We start from the raw sequence: 14,801 nt of genomic DNA, 5'->3' as shown, positions 1-14,801 counted from the left end.
TCGCCACGGCCCTTTTCCTATTCCAATCCGAATTCGTATTCCGAGGCGGAGTTGTGCGTCAAGTTTGGCAATTCGCCCTTCGTATGAGACAATCGTTGTCGAGGCGAGAAGTGTGCCAATCCGTCCGGAGCGAGACGCAATATGAGCTTGATCGGCCCGCGGGCTAGCCGCCCCCTGATGATTTCGCTGAATACCGTAGCCGCGTTGCTCTGCGCGACCCTGGCGACCGGGATTGCGGTCTGGCAATGCGGGGAGTTGCGGAAAGACCGGCACGCCGCCGAGTCGGTGCTCCGCAGGCAGGCCGAGTCCGTCCAACGCGCCATCTCCGGAAATCTCCGCTCACACCGTCGCTTGGGGGCGTATTTCGACCAGCAAATCGCAACGTTTCTGGAAGAATTGGTTGCGTCGCAGGACGTCTTGGGAGTCTCGATCCTCGACGAATCAGGCCGAGAGGTCATTCACGCGGGGGAGACGATCCCAGCGACGGTACAAGGCGAGGAGGCCTGGTCGGAGCAAGGATTTCTCTCGCGGAGAGAAATCGACGTTCCGCCCCTATCCGCGACGGGAGGGGGCCCCTTCGGTCCGGGGCGAGGTTACGGCCGCGGGCGATGGGGGCCGCCCACCGCTCCCGCCGACAGCGTCTTCGTCAACGGCGGGCGGTTCCAATGCGTCATCCTGTTGGATCGAACGGCCTTCGACGCGCAAGCGGCCCGCATGGTCCGTTTGCGTTGGGGCCTGATCGCGGCCGGAGTCGGGGTCTGCGCCCTGCTGTGGGGCGGTTGGTTCCTGGGCTTAAGGGTCCTGACCCTGAGCCACCGCAAGCGCTTGGCCGATTTGCAGAGCCGACATTGGGAGGAACTGAGCCACGCCGCGGCGGGCTTGGCCCACGAAACCCGCAATCCGCTCGGATCGATCCGGGGTTGGGCCCAGCGACTGGCGGAAAACGGGGTGAGCCCTTCCACCGTCGCTTCGCAAGCCCGGATCATCATGGAGGAGTGCGATCGCATCACCGCCCGATTCAACCAGTTTCTCAGTTTTGCCCGGCCTTACCACGCGCGACCGCAAGCCGTCGATTTGGAGACGCTGTTCGGAGAATTGATCTCCCTGCTGGATGCCGATGCCGCTTCCCGCGGCCTTCGACTGGACGCCCGGGCGGAAACCCCATGGGTGGCCGCCGATCCGAACCTCTTGCGCCAGGCACTATTCAATCTGCTGCACAATGCCTTGCGTTATTCCCCCAGCGGAGGCACCATTGAGTTGCGGGCGGTTCAAGAATCGCCCCACCTCAAGGTGATCGAAGTACGGGATCGAGGTCCCGGCGTTCCCGAGGAAGCGCGCGCCCGGCTTTTCACGCCCTATTACACGACATCCGAGGGCACGGGGTTGGGGCTGGCCATTGTCCGGCGTATTGCCGACACACATGGCTGGCGCGTAGAGTATCGTCCCCGTGAAGGCGGGGGAGCCGTCTTCCGTTTGGTCATTCCCGACTCGAAAATGAAGCCACGCCCGACAAGCGATCCCGAAGGCGGCGAAACCGCGGCATGAGACGAGGATTTGGAACAGAAACGAGACCGGCGATGGAAACCTCCGCCGCATCGTCACGACACGGCAAAACCGTCTTGGTGGTGGATGACGAACCTTCGCAACGGCAACTGTTCGCGGAATCGGTTCGGCAATTGGGCTTTGCGGTGATCGAGGCGGGGTCGGGCGAGGAAGCGGTGGCAATCGCCTCCCGCCAATCGCCCGATCTGGTTCTGCTCGACGTCCGCTTGCCCGGAATCTCCGGTTTGCAGGCCCTCGGGCAAATTCGTGAAATGAGGCCCGAACTGCCCGTCCTCTTGATCACAGCCTACGCGGACGTTCGGGAAGCCGTGGCCGCCGTGAAAAGCGGGGCCTGCGACTACCTCACCAAACCCGTCGATTTAGAAGAGCTGAAAACCGCGATCCTGGATCACCTCGGGGAAAGCCCCGACAAGGCGGACGCGGTCGCCGAATTGCCGCCCCTGCCCGCCGACATTATTTTTGCCGATCCCGCCTTTCGTCGCGTCCTGGAAACCGCGGCGCTGGTCGCACCCACCGATGCCCCGGTGCTGATTCTCGGTCCAAGCGGCTCGGGAAAAGACGTCATCGCCCGTTTGATCTGTCGTTGGAGCCGCAGGTCTGAGGGACCGTTCGTTGCGGCAAACTGCGCGGGACTGCCGGAGACGCTCATCGAGAGTGAACTCTTCGGTCACGTGAAAGGAGCATTCACGGGGGCACAAACCGACCGCAAGGGTTACTTTCGGGCAGCTCACGGAGGGACGCTTTTTCTCGACGAGATCGGAGAGCTTCCGCTGCATCTTCAAGCAAAGTTGTTGCGAGTGCTGGAAAATGGTGAGATCACGCCCATCGGCAGTGATCAGCCGGTACGGGTGGATTTCCGCCTGATCGCGGCAACTCATCGCGACTTGACCGAGGCGGTAACGGAAGGACGATTTCGCGAGGACTTATTTTACCGGCTCAACGTCTTTGAGCTGCGCGTCCCAGCGCTTCAGGAGAGGCACGAAGACATTCTACCGCTCGCGCGGTACTTCGCGGAACAGTTCGCGGGGAGGCCCGTTCGCTTCTCACCACAGGCCGCCGGCGCCTTGCTGGCACATCCTTGGCCCGGAAATGTCCGGGAGTTGCGCAACGCGGTGCAACGGGCTTGCCTTTTGGCCCGCGGCGACGTGATCCTGCCCGAGCACTTGCCGCCGCAAATTCGGCGGACCGTGGAGGGGTGTGAAGATCCGCAAACGGGTCGCTTGGACATGGTGGAAAGGGCGGCCATCCTGGCGACCCTTGAAGAATGCGGCGGCAACCGTACCTTGGCGGCTCGAAAGCTCGGCATCTGCAGAAGGACGCTGCTCTACAAACTCCGCGCGATTCAGGCAGAAAGGCATCCCGGGGACGGCGATTGATTGTCTGGGCCGGCCAACATCCGCGGTAGCCTATGATGAGCCGCGAATCGGGAGGCCCCACGGCTCATTCATTCGGCGTTCCTGCTTCCCTTTCAATCCCGGGATTCTATAATTCGGTAAACTGGAGTGGTTAATACTTTTTTCGATACGGGATGGGATTTGCCGTCGGGGAGATGATGATGGCCGGCATGTTACGTATCTCGGAGGCGGCTTCGCTCGCCCTGCACGCCATGGGACTGATGGCTCAGACCCGGCGACGTTGGTCGAACGAAGAGTTGGCGGGGCGATTGAGGGCGTCGGCTCATCACCTGGCCAAGGTTATGCAGCGGCTGGTAAAGGCGGGGGTCATTCGCTCGGTTCGCGGACCCCACGGGGGTTTCGAACTACTGCGGGCACCCGAGACGATTTCCCTCGCCGAAATCTACGAGGCGGTGGAAGGCCCCTTGCCCACTCCGGACTGTCTTTTAGGCGAGCCTCTTTGCCGAGGCGGTGACTGCATGTTGGGAGACTTGCTGCACTCCGTTCACAATCAGGTGCATCACTACCTCTCCAACACCAGCCTGGCCCACATGGCCGGCGGGCTGCAACTCGTCTCCTTAGAGGGCGCCGGCTCGGCGGGCTGCGCCGGGTGAGCCGATCACCGACACTTCGCCGGACGGATGTCTCCGTTGCTGTTGCGCCACGGCCGGATTTACGGTCGTGCCCCAATCCCGGTCGCCTCTGGTCGACTTTTCCCCCGACGCGCCCGAAACTCCATTGCGGAGCAATCGCGAAACCGTTTACGATTGAGGCGCATCGGCGTTCATTTTGAAAATGTTCACCGGATTCGGAGTTTCGGCCGGCCCGCTGTCCGGACCGATCGGCCGGGTTGATTGCGCGGTGCCGCCCGGAGTCGCACCTCGATTTCGGCGCGGCCTACCCCGTGTCCCGTCTTCGACCTTTTTTTCGCTGACCATGGGACGAGCCGACCTGCTCATGCGTATGCCCAAACAATCCCAATCCCGCTCCGGCAAGGGTGCCGTTCCTGGTGTGACCTTCAGCCGCCGAGCTGCGGCCGCGGGCGGACCGCCCATCGCCAACGTATTGATGGCCCAGGCCCTGGCGCACCCCGATGTCATCTCGTTGGCCGCGGGATTCGTAGAGCACGATTCCTTGCCCGTCGAGGAGGTGGCCAAGTCGGTAGACTCCCTGCTCTCTCGGCGCGACGCGGCTTTGTCCTCGCTGCAATACGGATCCACCATCGGCTATCCCCCGCTACGCCGGGCCATTGTGGATCGACTGGCCGCCGCGGAGGGGCGATCATCAGCAGAACTGGCCGCTTCGATGGAGCAGGTGGTGATCACGGCGGGAAGCAATCAGTTGCTCTACCTGATTTTGGACTCCCTGCTCGACCCCGGCGACATCGTATTGTGCGGATCGCCCACCTATTTCGTCTTCTTGGGGATCATTCAAAATCTTCGCGGCCGCGCCATCGGCGTGGCGACCGATTCGGAGGGCTTAGTCCCGGAGGCTTTGGAAGAGCGACTGGCATGGTTGGAGCGGCGGGGTGAGCTGGATCGTGTAAAGGCGGTCTACGTCGCGTCCTACTGCGACAATCCGACCGGCAGTACCCTGGCGGAGTCTCGACGAGCGAAACTCGTGGACATCGTGAAGCGATGGTCCCGCAAGCAAAAGATTCGCATTCTGGAAGATGCCGCGTATCGCGACCTGCAATGCGGCGATGCGAGACCGCCCTCCCTGCGTTCCCATGACGACGGCGATTGCGTTGTGCTGATAGGCACGTTTTCCAAGTCGTTCTCGCCGGGAATACGCGTAGGTTGGGGCCTCTTGCCCGCGGATTTGCTCCCACCGGTACTGGCGTTGAAGGGCCATCTCGATTTCGGCTCGCCCCAATTCAATCAGATGCTGGTATTCACCGCCATCGAAAACGGGACGTTCGATTCCCACGTAGAGAAACTCCGCAGCCGATATCGCGAGAAGATCGAGCTTACCGCGGCCGCCTTGGAGGAGTCGCTGCGGCCGGCCTTGCCCATCGAGTACGTCAAACCGGCAGGCGGCCTGTACGTGTGGGTTCGGTTGCCGCCGGAATACGACACCGGCATCGAGGGAGACTTCTTTCAAGCCTGCGTGCGCGAAGGAGTCCTATTTCTGCCCGGGGAATGTTGTTTTCCCGACGAAGGCAACGGCGTACCGAAAAACTGCCTCCGGATCAGTTATGCCATGCCGTCACCTGAAGGGTTGAGGCAGGGTATCGCGGCGCTCGGACGGGCCGCGCGACGAATCCGGCAGGATAGGCCTGGTCTCGCCTAAGAAGGCTGGAAAAGCGAGGGATCAAGACACGCCGCCGCCCGTTCCCCCCAGTCGGCTCACGAGTTCCACCTTCATGAAGATCATCGATCGATACATCTTTTTCCACTTTCTCCAATCCTTCTTCTTGGCCTACCTCAGCCTCACGTTTGTTTTCGTCGTCTTCGATTTCTTCACGAACATGGACGAGTTTTCGCGCGGGGCATCGCAGGCCGGGGGATTGTTGCGGTTGGCGATCGCTTTCTACGGGCCGCACTCCCTGGCATTTTTGGAACGCATTCTGGGTCTACTCGTCCTGAGCTCGGCATTGTTTACCGTGGCCTGGCTTCAACGGCACAACGAATTGACGGCCCTGTTGGCGGCAGGCATCTCCCGGCTCCGCGTGGTCGGCCCGATCCTGGTGGGCGCCGTGATCGCCATCCTTATGGGCGTGCTGCTGCGAGAGATCGTCCTGCCTCAACTCTGTGATGCCCTGGCCCGGACCAGCAAGGACCCCTTCGGCCAAAACGGCAAGCCGATCCAACCGCGGTACGATAACCAAACGGAGATACTCTTTCGCGGAAAGGCCGGCTTTCGGAAAGATCGTCGCATCTCCGAACCGAGCCTGTTGCTGCCGCCGGAACTGGATGCCTACGGCGGACAACTACAAGCCGAGAATGCCTATTATTCGCCTCCGCAGGCGAATCGCCCGGGCGGTTTCTTACTGGACAAAGTGATTCGGCCGACCGATCTGGCCTCGCAACCCTCGCTGGAACTGAAAGGCAAGACGGTCATCATTACGCCGAAGGACGCCGCATGGCTGCGGAGTGACCAGTGTTTCGTCGTGACCGACCTCGATTACGATCAACTCGCCGGGGACCGGGTCTGGTTGGAGTATTCGTCGACGGCGACGCTGATCCGCGGTTTGCACAACCCGAGCCTGGACCTGGGCGCTGATGTCCGGGTTCGCATCCATAGCCGTTTCGTCCAGCCGATACGCGACTTGACGCTGCTGTTTCTCGGGCTACCCTTGCTCTTGCGGCGGGAGCAACGCAATGTGTTCCTCGCGTTGGGGCTGGGATTGGCCATCGTGATCGTCTTCACCACGGTGGTCTTGGCCTGGGAGTACTTGGGAGCCAACGAGACGATCAGCCCCGCCTTAGCCGCCTGGGGGCCGCTCTTCATTTTCGTCCCCTTCGCCGCCGCCTGGCTCGATTGGATCCACCAATAGCCTCCCATGGCCGGCGTCGTTCCCCACCCCTTCCCACCCAGGGCACTTCGCTTGGATCGTTTTCCGCCGTATATTGGTCGGAATGGCGGCGCGATGCGCGGTTCGCGCAAGGCAACGACTTTTGGCGGCAAAGCCGAACCGGATCAATGTGAACCCCCGTGGCATCGTCATGCCGTATCACAAGAGATCGCACCGCGAGCCGACCATTACGAGGATCATGTCATGGCGAACGATCAACCGCGACCCGACCGTTGGCAGGAGTTGGCTTCCCTGCTGGGAATCACTCCCCGGGAGGAGGAACCACATTCATCCACGTCTTCCATGCCATCGCCGGAAGGCACGCCCGGCGCAAGCCCGCGGTCCGAGGCGTCCCTGGACGAGAAGCCGGCTTCCGAGCCGCTGACGATGCCGCAGCCGGCCGCGACGACCGGTGATTCGATCCGGAGTATCGGAATCCCCCTTCGCGTTGATTGGAAGCGGGAACGCAAGGGCGGCGATTGGGAGGCCGTCACTGCCGAATTGGGTTTGACCCCGCCGCAGCCTGCGGCCCCGCCCACAGCCGTCGATGCCGCCGCCATCGGCAAGGACGAGCCTGCATCCCGCAAAACCGAGCCTCGGCGAGCGCATGCCGGACCGCCGCAACGGCCGAAAGCGATCTCCGCGGTGCTCGATCCGGTTTGCCGAACCGTGGAACCGCCTGCACTCCCCGAGGCGGAAATGGTGGCGATTACGCTCCCCGACGCGGACATCTCCGCAGTGGAAGAGAAGGTGATTGCCGTCGAGCCGATTCCGGTGGCCGGGTTGGAGCCGGAAGATACCGTGGTTTTCCCGCCTGGGGTTCCGCAAGAGGTGGAATCGCAATTGGCCCCTTTGGAAGCGGCGGTAGGAGAATTCGTGGACCAGGACGCCGCCGTCGCGGCCGATACGATTACCACGGACACCGTGTCGCAGGAGGACCGCCCGAAACGCAAGCGCCGACGACGACGGCGCAAGACGCCGATTACCATCGCCTCGGAGCCGTTCGAGGCCGAGTTGCCGTCGATCGTCGCGGAAGCCGCGGCCGAAGATGACGACGAAGACGATGCCGAAACGTCGTCGGCCGCGCGCGAGGCGGATATAGTTCCTGCGGACGAGCCGATTGAGTCCCCCGAGAGAGGCTCCCAGCGGACGCGACGGCGGCGTTCGCGCGAAGCTCCAAGCGCCGCCGAATCCGAAGAGGAGTCCCCCGAAGAACGCGACGCGACGAGCGAGGGCGAGGGCAAGTCCGTGCACAAGGCCGTGCCTACTTGGGCCGAGACGGTTGCACACGTTATCCAGAAAAACATGGAAAATCGTCGCCATCGCGGAGGAAGCTCGGGGCGAGGGCGAAACCGTTCGTAGATCGGCGTACCGCATGATTCGTCCACCGCGGTGGCAACAACCGTGGCATAACTTTCGGTCGGCGTCTCGCACATCGGGTACGGCCGAGCCTTCCGGTTGAACGATCGTGGTCTGCCGTGCGGCGAGCTGCAACCGGCACATGCTCCTTTTCACCGCTCCCTCTGAAATGCCGTGCTCCTTCGTCGCGATCCGCGGCCGCCAAAGAGTCCGTCCGGGGAACTCTCGGCCCGGGGCTTCCGATTGTTGCGCGCGCATGTCTTGCGGTGGGCCCCGCGGTTTTCTCAAGCGAGGCATTCGGAAATCCCTTGCCTTGTCGTTGTCACCGCCCGTACCATGCTAGTGCAACATCGAGCCGCAGAAGCAATGGCGACGCGAGACGGTCTGTGCGTTCGGTCGTCCCGATCGCTACGATCGCAGTCGGCTACCCCATGAACCCTCGCGTCGGGCTCGTGCTCGTGTTGGGGCGAAAGAATTTGCGACGACCTAGAACTGGGCCGGAGTTCGCGATGTTCCTGTTGTTTGAAATCCGACGGCGTTCGTGGGCGGCCGCGGCGGCGATATTGCTGCTGGGGAGCCTCGGCGCCGCTGCGATGGCTGAGAATGCTCCCATGCGTCCTCCCTTTCCGATAAGAAAGCCCGTTCCTCCCTTGCCCGAAGATTCGGTCTGGCTGAATAGCGGCGGTCCGATTTCGTGGCAACAGCTCCGCGGCAAGTTCGTGCTGCTCGATTTTTGGACGTACTGCTGCATCAATTGCATGCATGTCCTGCCCGAGCTGAAAAAGCTCGAGCAAAAATACCCGCGAGAGCTGGTGGTAATCGGCATCCACTCGGCGAAATTCGAAACCGAGCGCGACGCGGATAATATCACCGAGGCCATCCTGCGTTACGGTATCGAACACCCGGTCGTCAATGATCGCGACATGCGGATATGGCGAACGTTCGGCGTGAATGCGTGGCCCACTCTGGTGTTGATCGATCCGCAGGGTTACGCAGTCTGGGCCGCCAGCGGCGAAACCACGTTCGAAGCCTTGGACGAATTGATTTCCCGTGCGATGCCCTTCTATGAAAAGCAGAACCTCCTGGATCGCACGCCCGTTCGATTCGACACCGCGGCACGCCGCGCGCCTCGAACTCCGCTCCGATTTCCCGGCAAAGTCGCCGTGGACGAGGAATCAGGGCGTCTGTTCATCGCCGACAGCAGCCACAACCGGATCATCGTGGCGGGCATGGACGGCGCGCTTCAGGCCGTCATCGGTAGCGGGAAGCCGGGATTGAGAGACGGCGGCTTCGACGAGGCCCGGTTTTCCCAGCCGCAAGGGATGGCCGTGCGTGGAAATGTGATCTACGTGGCCGACACGGAGAATCATGCCATCCGGCGCATCGACCTCGCCGAGCGGAGCGTGACGACCATCGCCGGGACGGGCCGCCAATTGCGTCAGGCTCCCGTCATCGATCCAAGGCCCGCCAAGAACATCGACCTCAGCAGCCCCTGGGACCTTTATCTGGCCGACGATTTTCTTTATGTCGCCATGGCGGGTTGCCATCAAATCTGGCGTATGAATCTGAAAGATGGGCGGATTGGGGTTTACGCGGGCAATGCCGTCGAGGATATCGTGGACGGAAGGCGTCTGCCGCCGGCCGCATACCGCATGGGCTTCGCCTCGTTCGCACAGCCGAGCGGACTGGCATCGGACGGGAGCTTTTTGTTCGTCGCGGACAGCGAAGGGAGTTCCATACGCAGCATTCCCTTGAGGACGAACGAGGACGTCCGCACCATCGTGGGTACGGCGTGGCTTTCCTACGCCCGCCTTTTCACCTTCGGAGATCGCGACGGGCCGCGTGAGCAGGTGCTCCTACAACATCCGCTCGGAGTAGCCTATCTCGACGGCTACCTCTACGTCGCCGACACGTACAATAACAAAATCAAGCGCATCCACGCCGTGAGCGGTGAAACGGTGACGCTCCTCGGGGACGCCGAAGCCGGAAACTCCGATCAACCGCCGCGTTTCAACGAACCGGGCGGAATTGCCGCGGCCAAAGGGCGGCTTTTCGTCGCCGACACCAACAATCACGCCATTCGCGTGATCGAACTGGGGGCAAAGCCGATCTTGAGGACGCTGCCGATTCAGGGATTGACTCCCCCGGAGTCGGACGAACCGGCGGACGAGTCATGGGATGACGCGGCGACGCAACAGGAAGAACTCCACCGCCTAAGAATTGGTGAAGTAACCCTCGAGTTGATTCCCCAACTGCCGGTCGGCATGAAGCTGAATCCGGGTTTCGCGCCGGAGATTCGGGTGATGGTGCGTCCGCAAGGCGCGACAAATGATGACCGTCCGACCGTCACCCGCAGTTTTCGGGTGGAGTCGGCGGAATTGCCGCTTCGCGTGAGCTTGAACGCGGAGGACCTGCGGGACGCCGGGACCGTCGAGGTGCGATGCACGTATTTTTATTGCGAGACGGGCAACAGCGGCCTATGCCGCATGGGTACGGCTCGTTGGCTAGTCCCCGTGGAAATCGCTGCTGACGGTTTGAACGTCGTGCGGCTTACGCACGGAACAACCGCCCCGTGAAAAGGTTTCTGTCGATCGCTGCCGGGTAAACCGCCGTTCTGGTGGCCGCGGCCGCAACCATAGCGGTTACGTCCCAAAGCGATCAACTCCCCCTGCGGAAAAAGGATTCCAATATCGCACCAAGCAGAAACCCGGCGTCGGCAGCGTAACGAGGCAGCAGCCGTCGCGGTTCCGTGATGAGGCGATAGGCCCACTCCAGGCCTAACTTTTGCCAAACCGGCGGTGCGCGGCGAAGGGTGCCCGCGATGAAGTCCAACGACGCGCCGATTTGTACGGCCACGGCATTGCCCCATCGGCCGTGATGACGGGCCAACCACAGTTCTCCCTTGGGTTGGCCGAGTGCCGCAAAGATTAGTTGCGCCCCGCTTTGGGCGATGGTTTCCAGCAATCTTTGTTCTTCGTCATGGCTGAGGTGATCGAGCTGGGGAGCGGCCGTCCCGCAAATGGACAGCCCGGGAAATCGACCGCAAAGCACTTCGGCAGCCCGATCCGCCACCCCCGGTCGCCCGCCGAGAAGGAAGAGGCGGTACCGACGCCGCGCCGCCAAATCCGATAGCGCCCACACCAAGTCCGCCCCCGTCACCCGTTCCGGCAAAGGCGTTCCTCGCCAACGCGACCACCAGACCAGCGGCATCCCGTCCGCAACCAAGAATGCTGCGCGGCGGTTGACGTCGGCCAGCTCCCAATTCCGCCGACACAACCTGGCGTAGTGCAGATTGGCGGTGATAAAGTAGCTCGGCCTGCCCAGGTCGATCAGTTGCTCCACGATGGCGACGGTTTCTGCAAACGTCAACCGCGCAATGGGCAGGCCCAAGATTTCGACGACGGGAACGGGGGGAGGGATCCGTGTCTCGTCTTGCCGTTGCCCGGGAAGATGGGACACCTCACCAGGCTCTCCGCACCACGATTTCTCCGATCGGCTCGGATGGCTGCTTTCCGGCCGGGATTCGGCCGTGGTTTGCCCCGGCGGCAGTCCGACCGCGGCTTGGAGCGTAGTGTCGTTCGAAACTTCGTAAGAGGTACTCACCGTGGGCCCTGTTTGATTCGAGGTTGCCGCCGCATGGCCGCCGAGCCATACGCCGCGCGAGTTCCGGGCAGGAACGGCGTCTCCGGAAACAAGGCAAAGGATGATATCCTTTCGCCTCCGGCGGGTTACTCAAGTATGGCATACAGGGCGCGGAGATGAGCGGACCGACAAGTCGGCCCGGGTTGGAGACCTCGTCCCTCCGAGAAGACGGCAGCCCAACCAGATGCCGTCGATGCGGAAGATTCCGGGTTTACGGGGTGTTACGAAGAATCGGGAGGACGGCGTCAAACCAGTTTGTTCCGCACCGCCCAGACGGCCGCTTGCGTGCGATCCGCGACGCCGATTTTTCGCAAGATGTGCTGGACGTGTTCCTTGACGGTCTCATAGCTGATGTTCAGTTGCGTGGCGATTTCCTTGTTCGTCAGCCCCAGGGCCAATTGCTTGAGGACCTCGCTCTCGCGGTGCGTCAGTGGAACATCCACCTCCGTGCCCAATCGCGGCGTGGCCAAGGCCCCGGTGACGCGGCGCAGCTCCTCTCGGGTCCACACGTTTTCGCCGTTCGCCGCGGCGCGAATCGCGTTCACCAGCTCATCGCGCGAACAGCTCTTCAGAAGGTAGCCGTTGGCCCCCAAGGCGACCGACCGAGCCACATAGGTCGGGTTATCGAACGTGGAAAGCATGAGGATGGGTAGGCTCTGCCTCTCCAACTTGATGCGTCCCAAGGCGTACAATCCGTCACCGTTGGGCATACGAACATCCAGCAACACGACGTCGATATCGTTCTCCAAAGCGTAGCGAACGGCATCCTCGCCGCTCTCGACCTCGGCCACGATGTCGATCTCCGTTCCCACCAGCATGGCCTTCAGCCCGACTCGGACCATACCATGATCGTCCGCCAACAAGACCCGAATTCTCCGTCCGACTTGCGACATATGCACTTGCGACGACATGGCGATTTCTCCCTGCGTTGCCTGTTTTCACCCCTGCTTCGGGTGGCTATCACCTACCAGTCAGCAACCCCTCCATGCTAATACGCGGTCACCACCCATATTCTATCACAGAGGGCGATCCCGTAAACACTGGCATGTTGATTTTCGAGCAGGCGACCGGAGAAGACCTGCCGGCGTAACAAGGCGCCAAGGATCGGGGGACACAAGGCCTGAGTTTGTCCGGGCAAGAGTATCCTCAGCCGTGCGTCTTCCAGGCCGAGGAGCGGCGGAGGCGACGGACCGTTAAGACTAGAACCCAGGCGACGATTCCCAGGACGACGGCCCCGGCGGCGGCAAACGTCCAGCGATCCCTGTAGCGAACCAGGTAGAACGCGAGTTTGAGGTATTCGCTCAACACGAAGTAAAACCCCTCCGGATAGACCCACCAATCGTGGGTATCGAATCCGTCGCCCACCGCGGAGACGAATCCTACGCGCTTCGCGTCGGGCCCCAAGGCTCGGCGCACGCTCCACGCCGTTCGCCGGGTATGAAGGGCGTCGGTCACGACAAGAACGGTAGCCTCGGGGTGATCGCGGAGGAAATCCCGCAGTGATACGATCTCGTCAAACGTCGAGGCATGGTCGCCGCGGAGCAGAATGACGGCATCGTCCGGCACGCCGAGGATCGTCAGAATCTTCCGCGTAACGTCGTGTTCCGGCGGAACAATCGCATCGTCGCGGTCTTCCCAGAGCGGCAACTCGGAAATCAGGATGCCCCGGACCCAACCGTGACGCAGCAACGCGGCGGCCGCGAAAGGCCGGGTCTCGATGCCGCCGCCCAAGACCATGGCATAGTCGGCGGGATGCGGCGGGCCGCCCACATCCAAAAAGCGGGCCGCGGACCGCAGGACCGGCGGCTGCATTACAAGAAACAGCAACGTCACCAACAACACCGAGGTGATTCCGCAACCGATCCTTCTCGACCGTATCACGGTACCCCTCCGTCGGGTCGAGCGAAGCGCTCCATAAGTTGTTCCACCGTAAGCTCGGGAGGGTCGGGCGGATGCGGCTGCACCAAGCCGTGCACCCCGAACAAATACCCGTTCATCAAGGCCTTGACGCCGGCACGCGTCCGCCACCACTGCGCTGCGTCGAATCGCCGATCGGGAACCCCCAACACCGCCACTCGGCCGCGACAATCGGCATCGAAGGCCGAATCGAACACGTGCTCCACCGAAGCGCCGGCGAAAGCCTCACACAGAAACAGCACTTGGGCCTGCGGATGTTGTTTCAAATAACGCTGAATCCAGTCGGCGGCGTCCCAAAGCTGCGCCCCTTGATACGGCACTCCGACCACGCGATCCGCCGGAATACCGCGACGCGAAGCTGCCCGGCGGATGAGTTCATCCATCGGCGGCAACGCGCCGATCTCTACGACCCTGCTGCGGCGCCCCACGGTGACGAGGATATCCGCCGAATGACGCTGCTGAAGATCCGCCAGAAGGTTCAGCGTATCTTGGCCGGGCAGGGAATAGCCGTCGCCGCTATGGATCCAAATCGCCGACGGGGCGAAGCCCGGCGGGATCGGGCGGGCAAGAAGGGGCTCCGCCGCCAGCGGCAGCCAGTAACCATGCGCGATGACGCAGAGGACGAGCGCCGTCGCCACCACGACGGCGGCCGCGAGACGCCGTAGGACTCCGCCCTCCTCGGGCGGCGTACGAGGCTCTCTTTGGGGAGCGTCGGTCGGACGTGGGGATTCGTGCCGGTGGATGTCACCCGCCATCGACCGTCACCTCTCCGTCACAGGGCATCCGGACGCGACTCGTAGGCCCCCGACTCCCGGAGTAAGCCGAACCGAACGCTCACGGTCCCGGCGGCGTCCACCACGGATCGTCGGACGGGCAAGCGGAGGGATCGGAAGTGCCGCAAACATTGATGGCCTCCACGGCCTGCGCCAAGTCGTTCAATTCGCTCAGCAACGCATTACGCACCGCCGCCAATCCGCCAATGATGCCGATCACCAGAATCGAAATCAAGAGGATCCACTCAAAGCTCAACATCCCGCGCCGGCTGTGTCGCCGGTACTTTCGAGAACGAATCGGCTGCATTGTCATCAATCTCCGCAATAGCCTGGGGCCGTTCCGCGATCGAAGCCCATCCTTTTTCGCTAACACCCGCGCCGCCCGTACTCGTCCGCAGGCGGCTCTCGCCGGCCGCGACGAACATGCCGAGTTCAGCCGCCGCGCGATCGGCGCGGCCATCGAGTGAGCCTGCGGCCGGCATGGGGCAACGGGACTAAGGACGGCTGCACATCCCGTTCCAAAGGCAAAAATAAGCCCTCGCCGTGGCAAAACAGGCTTCTCTAACCTGTCTCAACCGGTCTTTTCGAAAAAACCGACATGCGAAGACTGCGACGAGGTGTTTCAGCCGGACAACG

The 14,801-nt window shown here is 62.4% G+C and carries 12 protein-coding genes; 7 read left to right on the top strand and 5 right to left on the bottom strand.

The window, feature by feature from the left end; genetic code table 11:
- The first annotated feature begins 141 nt into the window (after nt 1–141).
- From ACZ5B4_RS03015 to ACZ5B4_RS02985, 7 genes are all read left to right on the top strand, one after another.
- Nucleotides 142–1,545, top strand: coding sequence for a sensor histidine kinase (locus ACZ5B4_RS03015; RefSeq protein WP_464912964.1), 1,404 nt, complete (start codon nt 142–144; stop codon nt 1,543–1,545).
- Nucleotides 1,546–1,577: 32 nt separating this feature from the next.
- Nucleotides 1,578–2,939 (top strand): sigma-54-dependent transcriptional regulator, encoded by a 1,362-nt coding sequence (locus ACZ5B4_RS03010; protein WP_464912963.1) that lies wholly within the window; start codon nt 1,578–1,580, stop codon nt 2,937–2,939.
- Between the two features lie 188 nt (nt 2,940–3,127).
- Complete coding sequence (locus tag ACZ5B4_RS03005; RefSeq protein ID WP_464912962.1) at nt 3,128–3,571, top strand: RrF2 family transcriptional regulator; 444 nt, start codon at nt 3,128–3,130, stop codon at nt 3,569–3,571.
- A 343-nt stretch (nt 3,572–3,914) separates the two neighbouring features.
- On the top strand, nt 3,915–5,249 hold the full coding sequence (locus tag ACZ5B4_RS03000; protein ID WP_464912961.1) for an aminotransferase-like domain-containing protein: 1,335 nt from the start codon (nt 3,915–3,917) through the stop codon (nt 5,247–5,249).
- 73 nt (nt 5,250–5,322) lie between these two features.
- Nucleotides 5,323–6,456, top strand: a complete 1,134-nt coding sequence (locus tag ACZ5B4_RS02995) for an LptF/LptG family permease (protein WP_464912960.1) — start codon at nt 5,323–5,325, stop codon at nt 6,454–6,456.
- 222 nt (nt 6,457–6,678) lie between these two features.
- Nucleotides 6,679–7,836 carry a hypothetical protein gene (locus ACZ5B4_RS02990; protein WP_464912959.1) on the top strand — a complete coding sequence of 386 codons (1,158 nt, stop codon included), beginning with the start codon at nt 6,679–6,681 and terminating at the stop codon, nt 7,834–7,836.
- A gap of 506 nt (nt 7,837–8,342) precedes the next feature.
- Nucleotides 8,343–10,409: a thioredoxin-like domain-containing protein gene (locus ACZ5B4_RS02985; protein ID WP_464912958.1), complete on the top strand. Its 2,067-nt coding sequence runs from the start codon at nt 8,343–8,345 to the stop codon at nt 10,407–10,409.
- A gap of 82 nt (nt 10,410–10,491) precedes the next feature.
- On the opposite strand, the gene ACZ5B4_RS02980 is transcribed toward ACZ5B4_RS02985, so the two are convergent.
- The 5 genes from ACZ5B4_RS02980 to ACZ5B4_RS02960 form a co-directional block, all read right to left on the bottom strand.
- Nucleotides 10,492–11,292, bottom strand: coding sequence for a WecB/TagA/CpsF family glycosyltransferase (locus ACZ5B4_RS02980; protein WP_464912957.1), 801 nt, complete (start codon nt 11,290–11,292; stop codon nt 10,492–10,494).
- 428 nt (nt 11,293–11,720) lie between these two features.
- A complete protein-coding gene (locus ACZ5B4_RS02975) occupies nt 11,721–12,386 on the bottom strand; it encodes a response regulator (protein WP_464912956.1) in 666 nt (221 codons plus the stop codon).
- A 235-nt stretch (nt 12,387–12,621) separates the two neighbouring features.
- A complete protein-coding gene (locus tag ACZ5B4_RS02970) occupies nt 12,622–13,356 on the bottom strand; it encodes a YdcF family protein (RefSeq protein WP_464912955.1) in 735 nt (244 codons plus the stop codon).
- Entirely contained in the window at nt 13,353–14,147 is a 795-nt protein-coding gene (locus tag ACZ5B4_RS02965) for a hypothetical protein (protein WP_464912954.1), read from the bottom strand. Before ACZ5B4_RS02965 ends, ACZ5B4_RS02970 begins: the two co-directional genes overlap by 4 nt.
- A 79-nt stretch (nt 14,148–14,226) precedes the next feature.
- Nucleotides 14,227–14,472, bottom strand: a complete 246-nt coding sequence (locus ACZ5B4_RS02960) for a hypothetical protein (protein WP_464912953.1) — start codon at nt 14,470–14,472, stop codon at nt 14,227–14,229.
- Nucleotides 14,473–14,801: the final 329 nt, after the last annotated feature.

Source organism: Thermogutta hypogea, assembly GCF_055386265.1.
The sequence above is the reverse complement of the archived record's forward strand: the minus strand, read 5'-3'. Positions and strand labels throughout refer to the sequence as shown.

Excerpts from the sequence above, each read along its gene's own strand:
- ACZ5B4_RS03000 (WP_464912961.1), top strand. The coding sequence starts at position 3,915 with ATGCGTATGCCCAAACAATCCCAATCCCGCTCCGGCAAGGGTGCCGTT.
- ACZ5B4_RS02985 (WP_464912958.1), top strand. The coding sequence starts at position 8,343 with ATGTTCCTGTTGTTTGAAATCCGACGGCGTTCGTGGGCGGCCGCGGCG.
- ACZ5B4_RS02965 (WP_464912954.1), bottom strand. The coding sequence starts at position 14,147 with ATGGCGGGTGACATCCACCGGCACGAATCCCCACGTCCGACCGACGCT.
- ACZ5B4_RS02995 (WP_464912960.1), top strand. The coding sequence starts at position 5,323 with ATGAAGATCATCGATCGATACATCTTTTTCCACTTTCTCCAATCCTTC.
- ACZ5B4_RS03010 (WP_464912963.1), top strand. The coding sequence starts at position 1,578 with ATGGAAACCTCCGCCGCATCGTCACGACACGGCAAAACCGTCTTGGTG.
- ACZ5B4_RS03015 (WP_464912964.1), top strand. The coding sequence starts at position 142 with ATGAGCTTGATCGGCCCGCGGGCTAGCCGCCCCCTGATGATTTCGCTG.
- ACZ5B4_RS02990 (WP_464912959.1), top strand. The coding sequence starts at position 6,679 with ATGGCGAACGATCAACCGCGACCCGACCGTTGGCAGGAGTTGGCTTCC.
- ACZ5B4_RS03005 (WP_464912962.1), top strand. The coding sequence starts at position 3,128 with ATGTTACGTATCTCGGAGGCGGCTTCGCTCGCCCTGCACGCCATGGGA.
- ACZ5B4_RS02975 (WP_464912956.1), bottom strand. The coding sequence starts at position 12,386 with ATGTCGTCGCAAGTGCATATGTCGCAAGTCGGACGGAGAATTCGGGTC.
- ACZ5B4_RS02960 (WP_464912953.1), bottom strand. The coding sequence starts at position 14,472 with ATGCAGCCGATTCGTTCTCGAAAGTACCGGCGACACAGCCGGCGCGGG.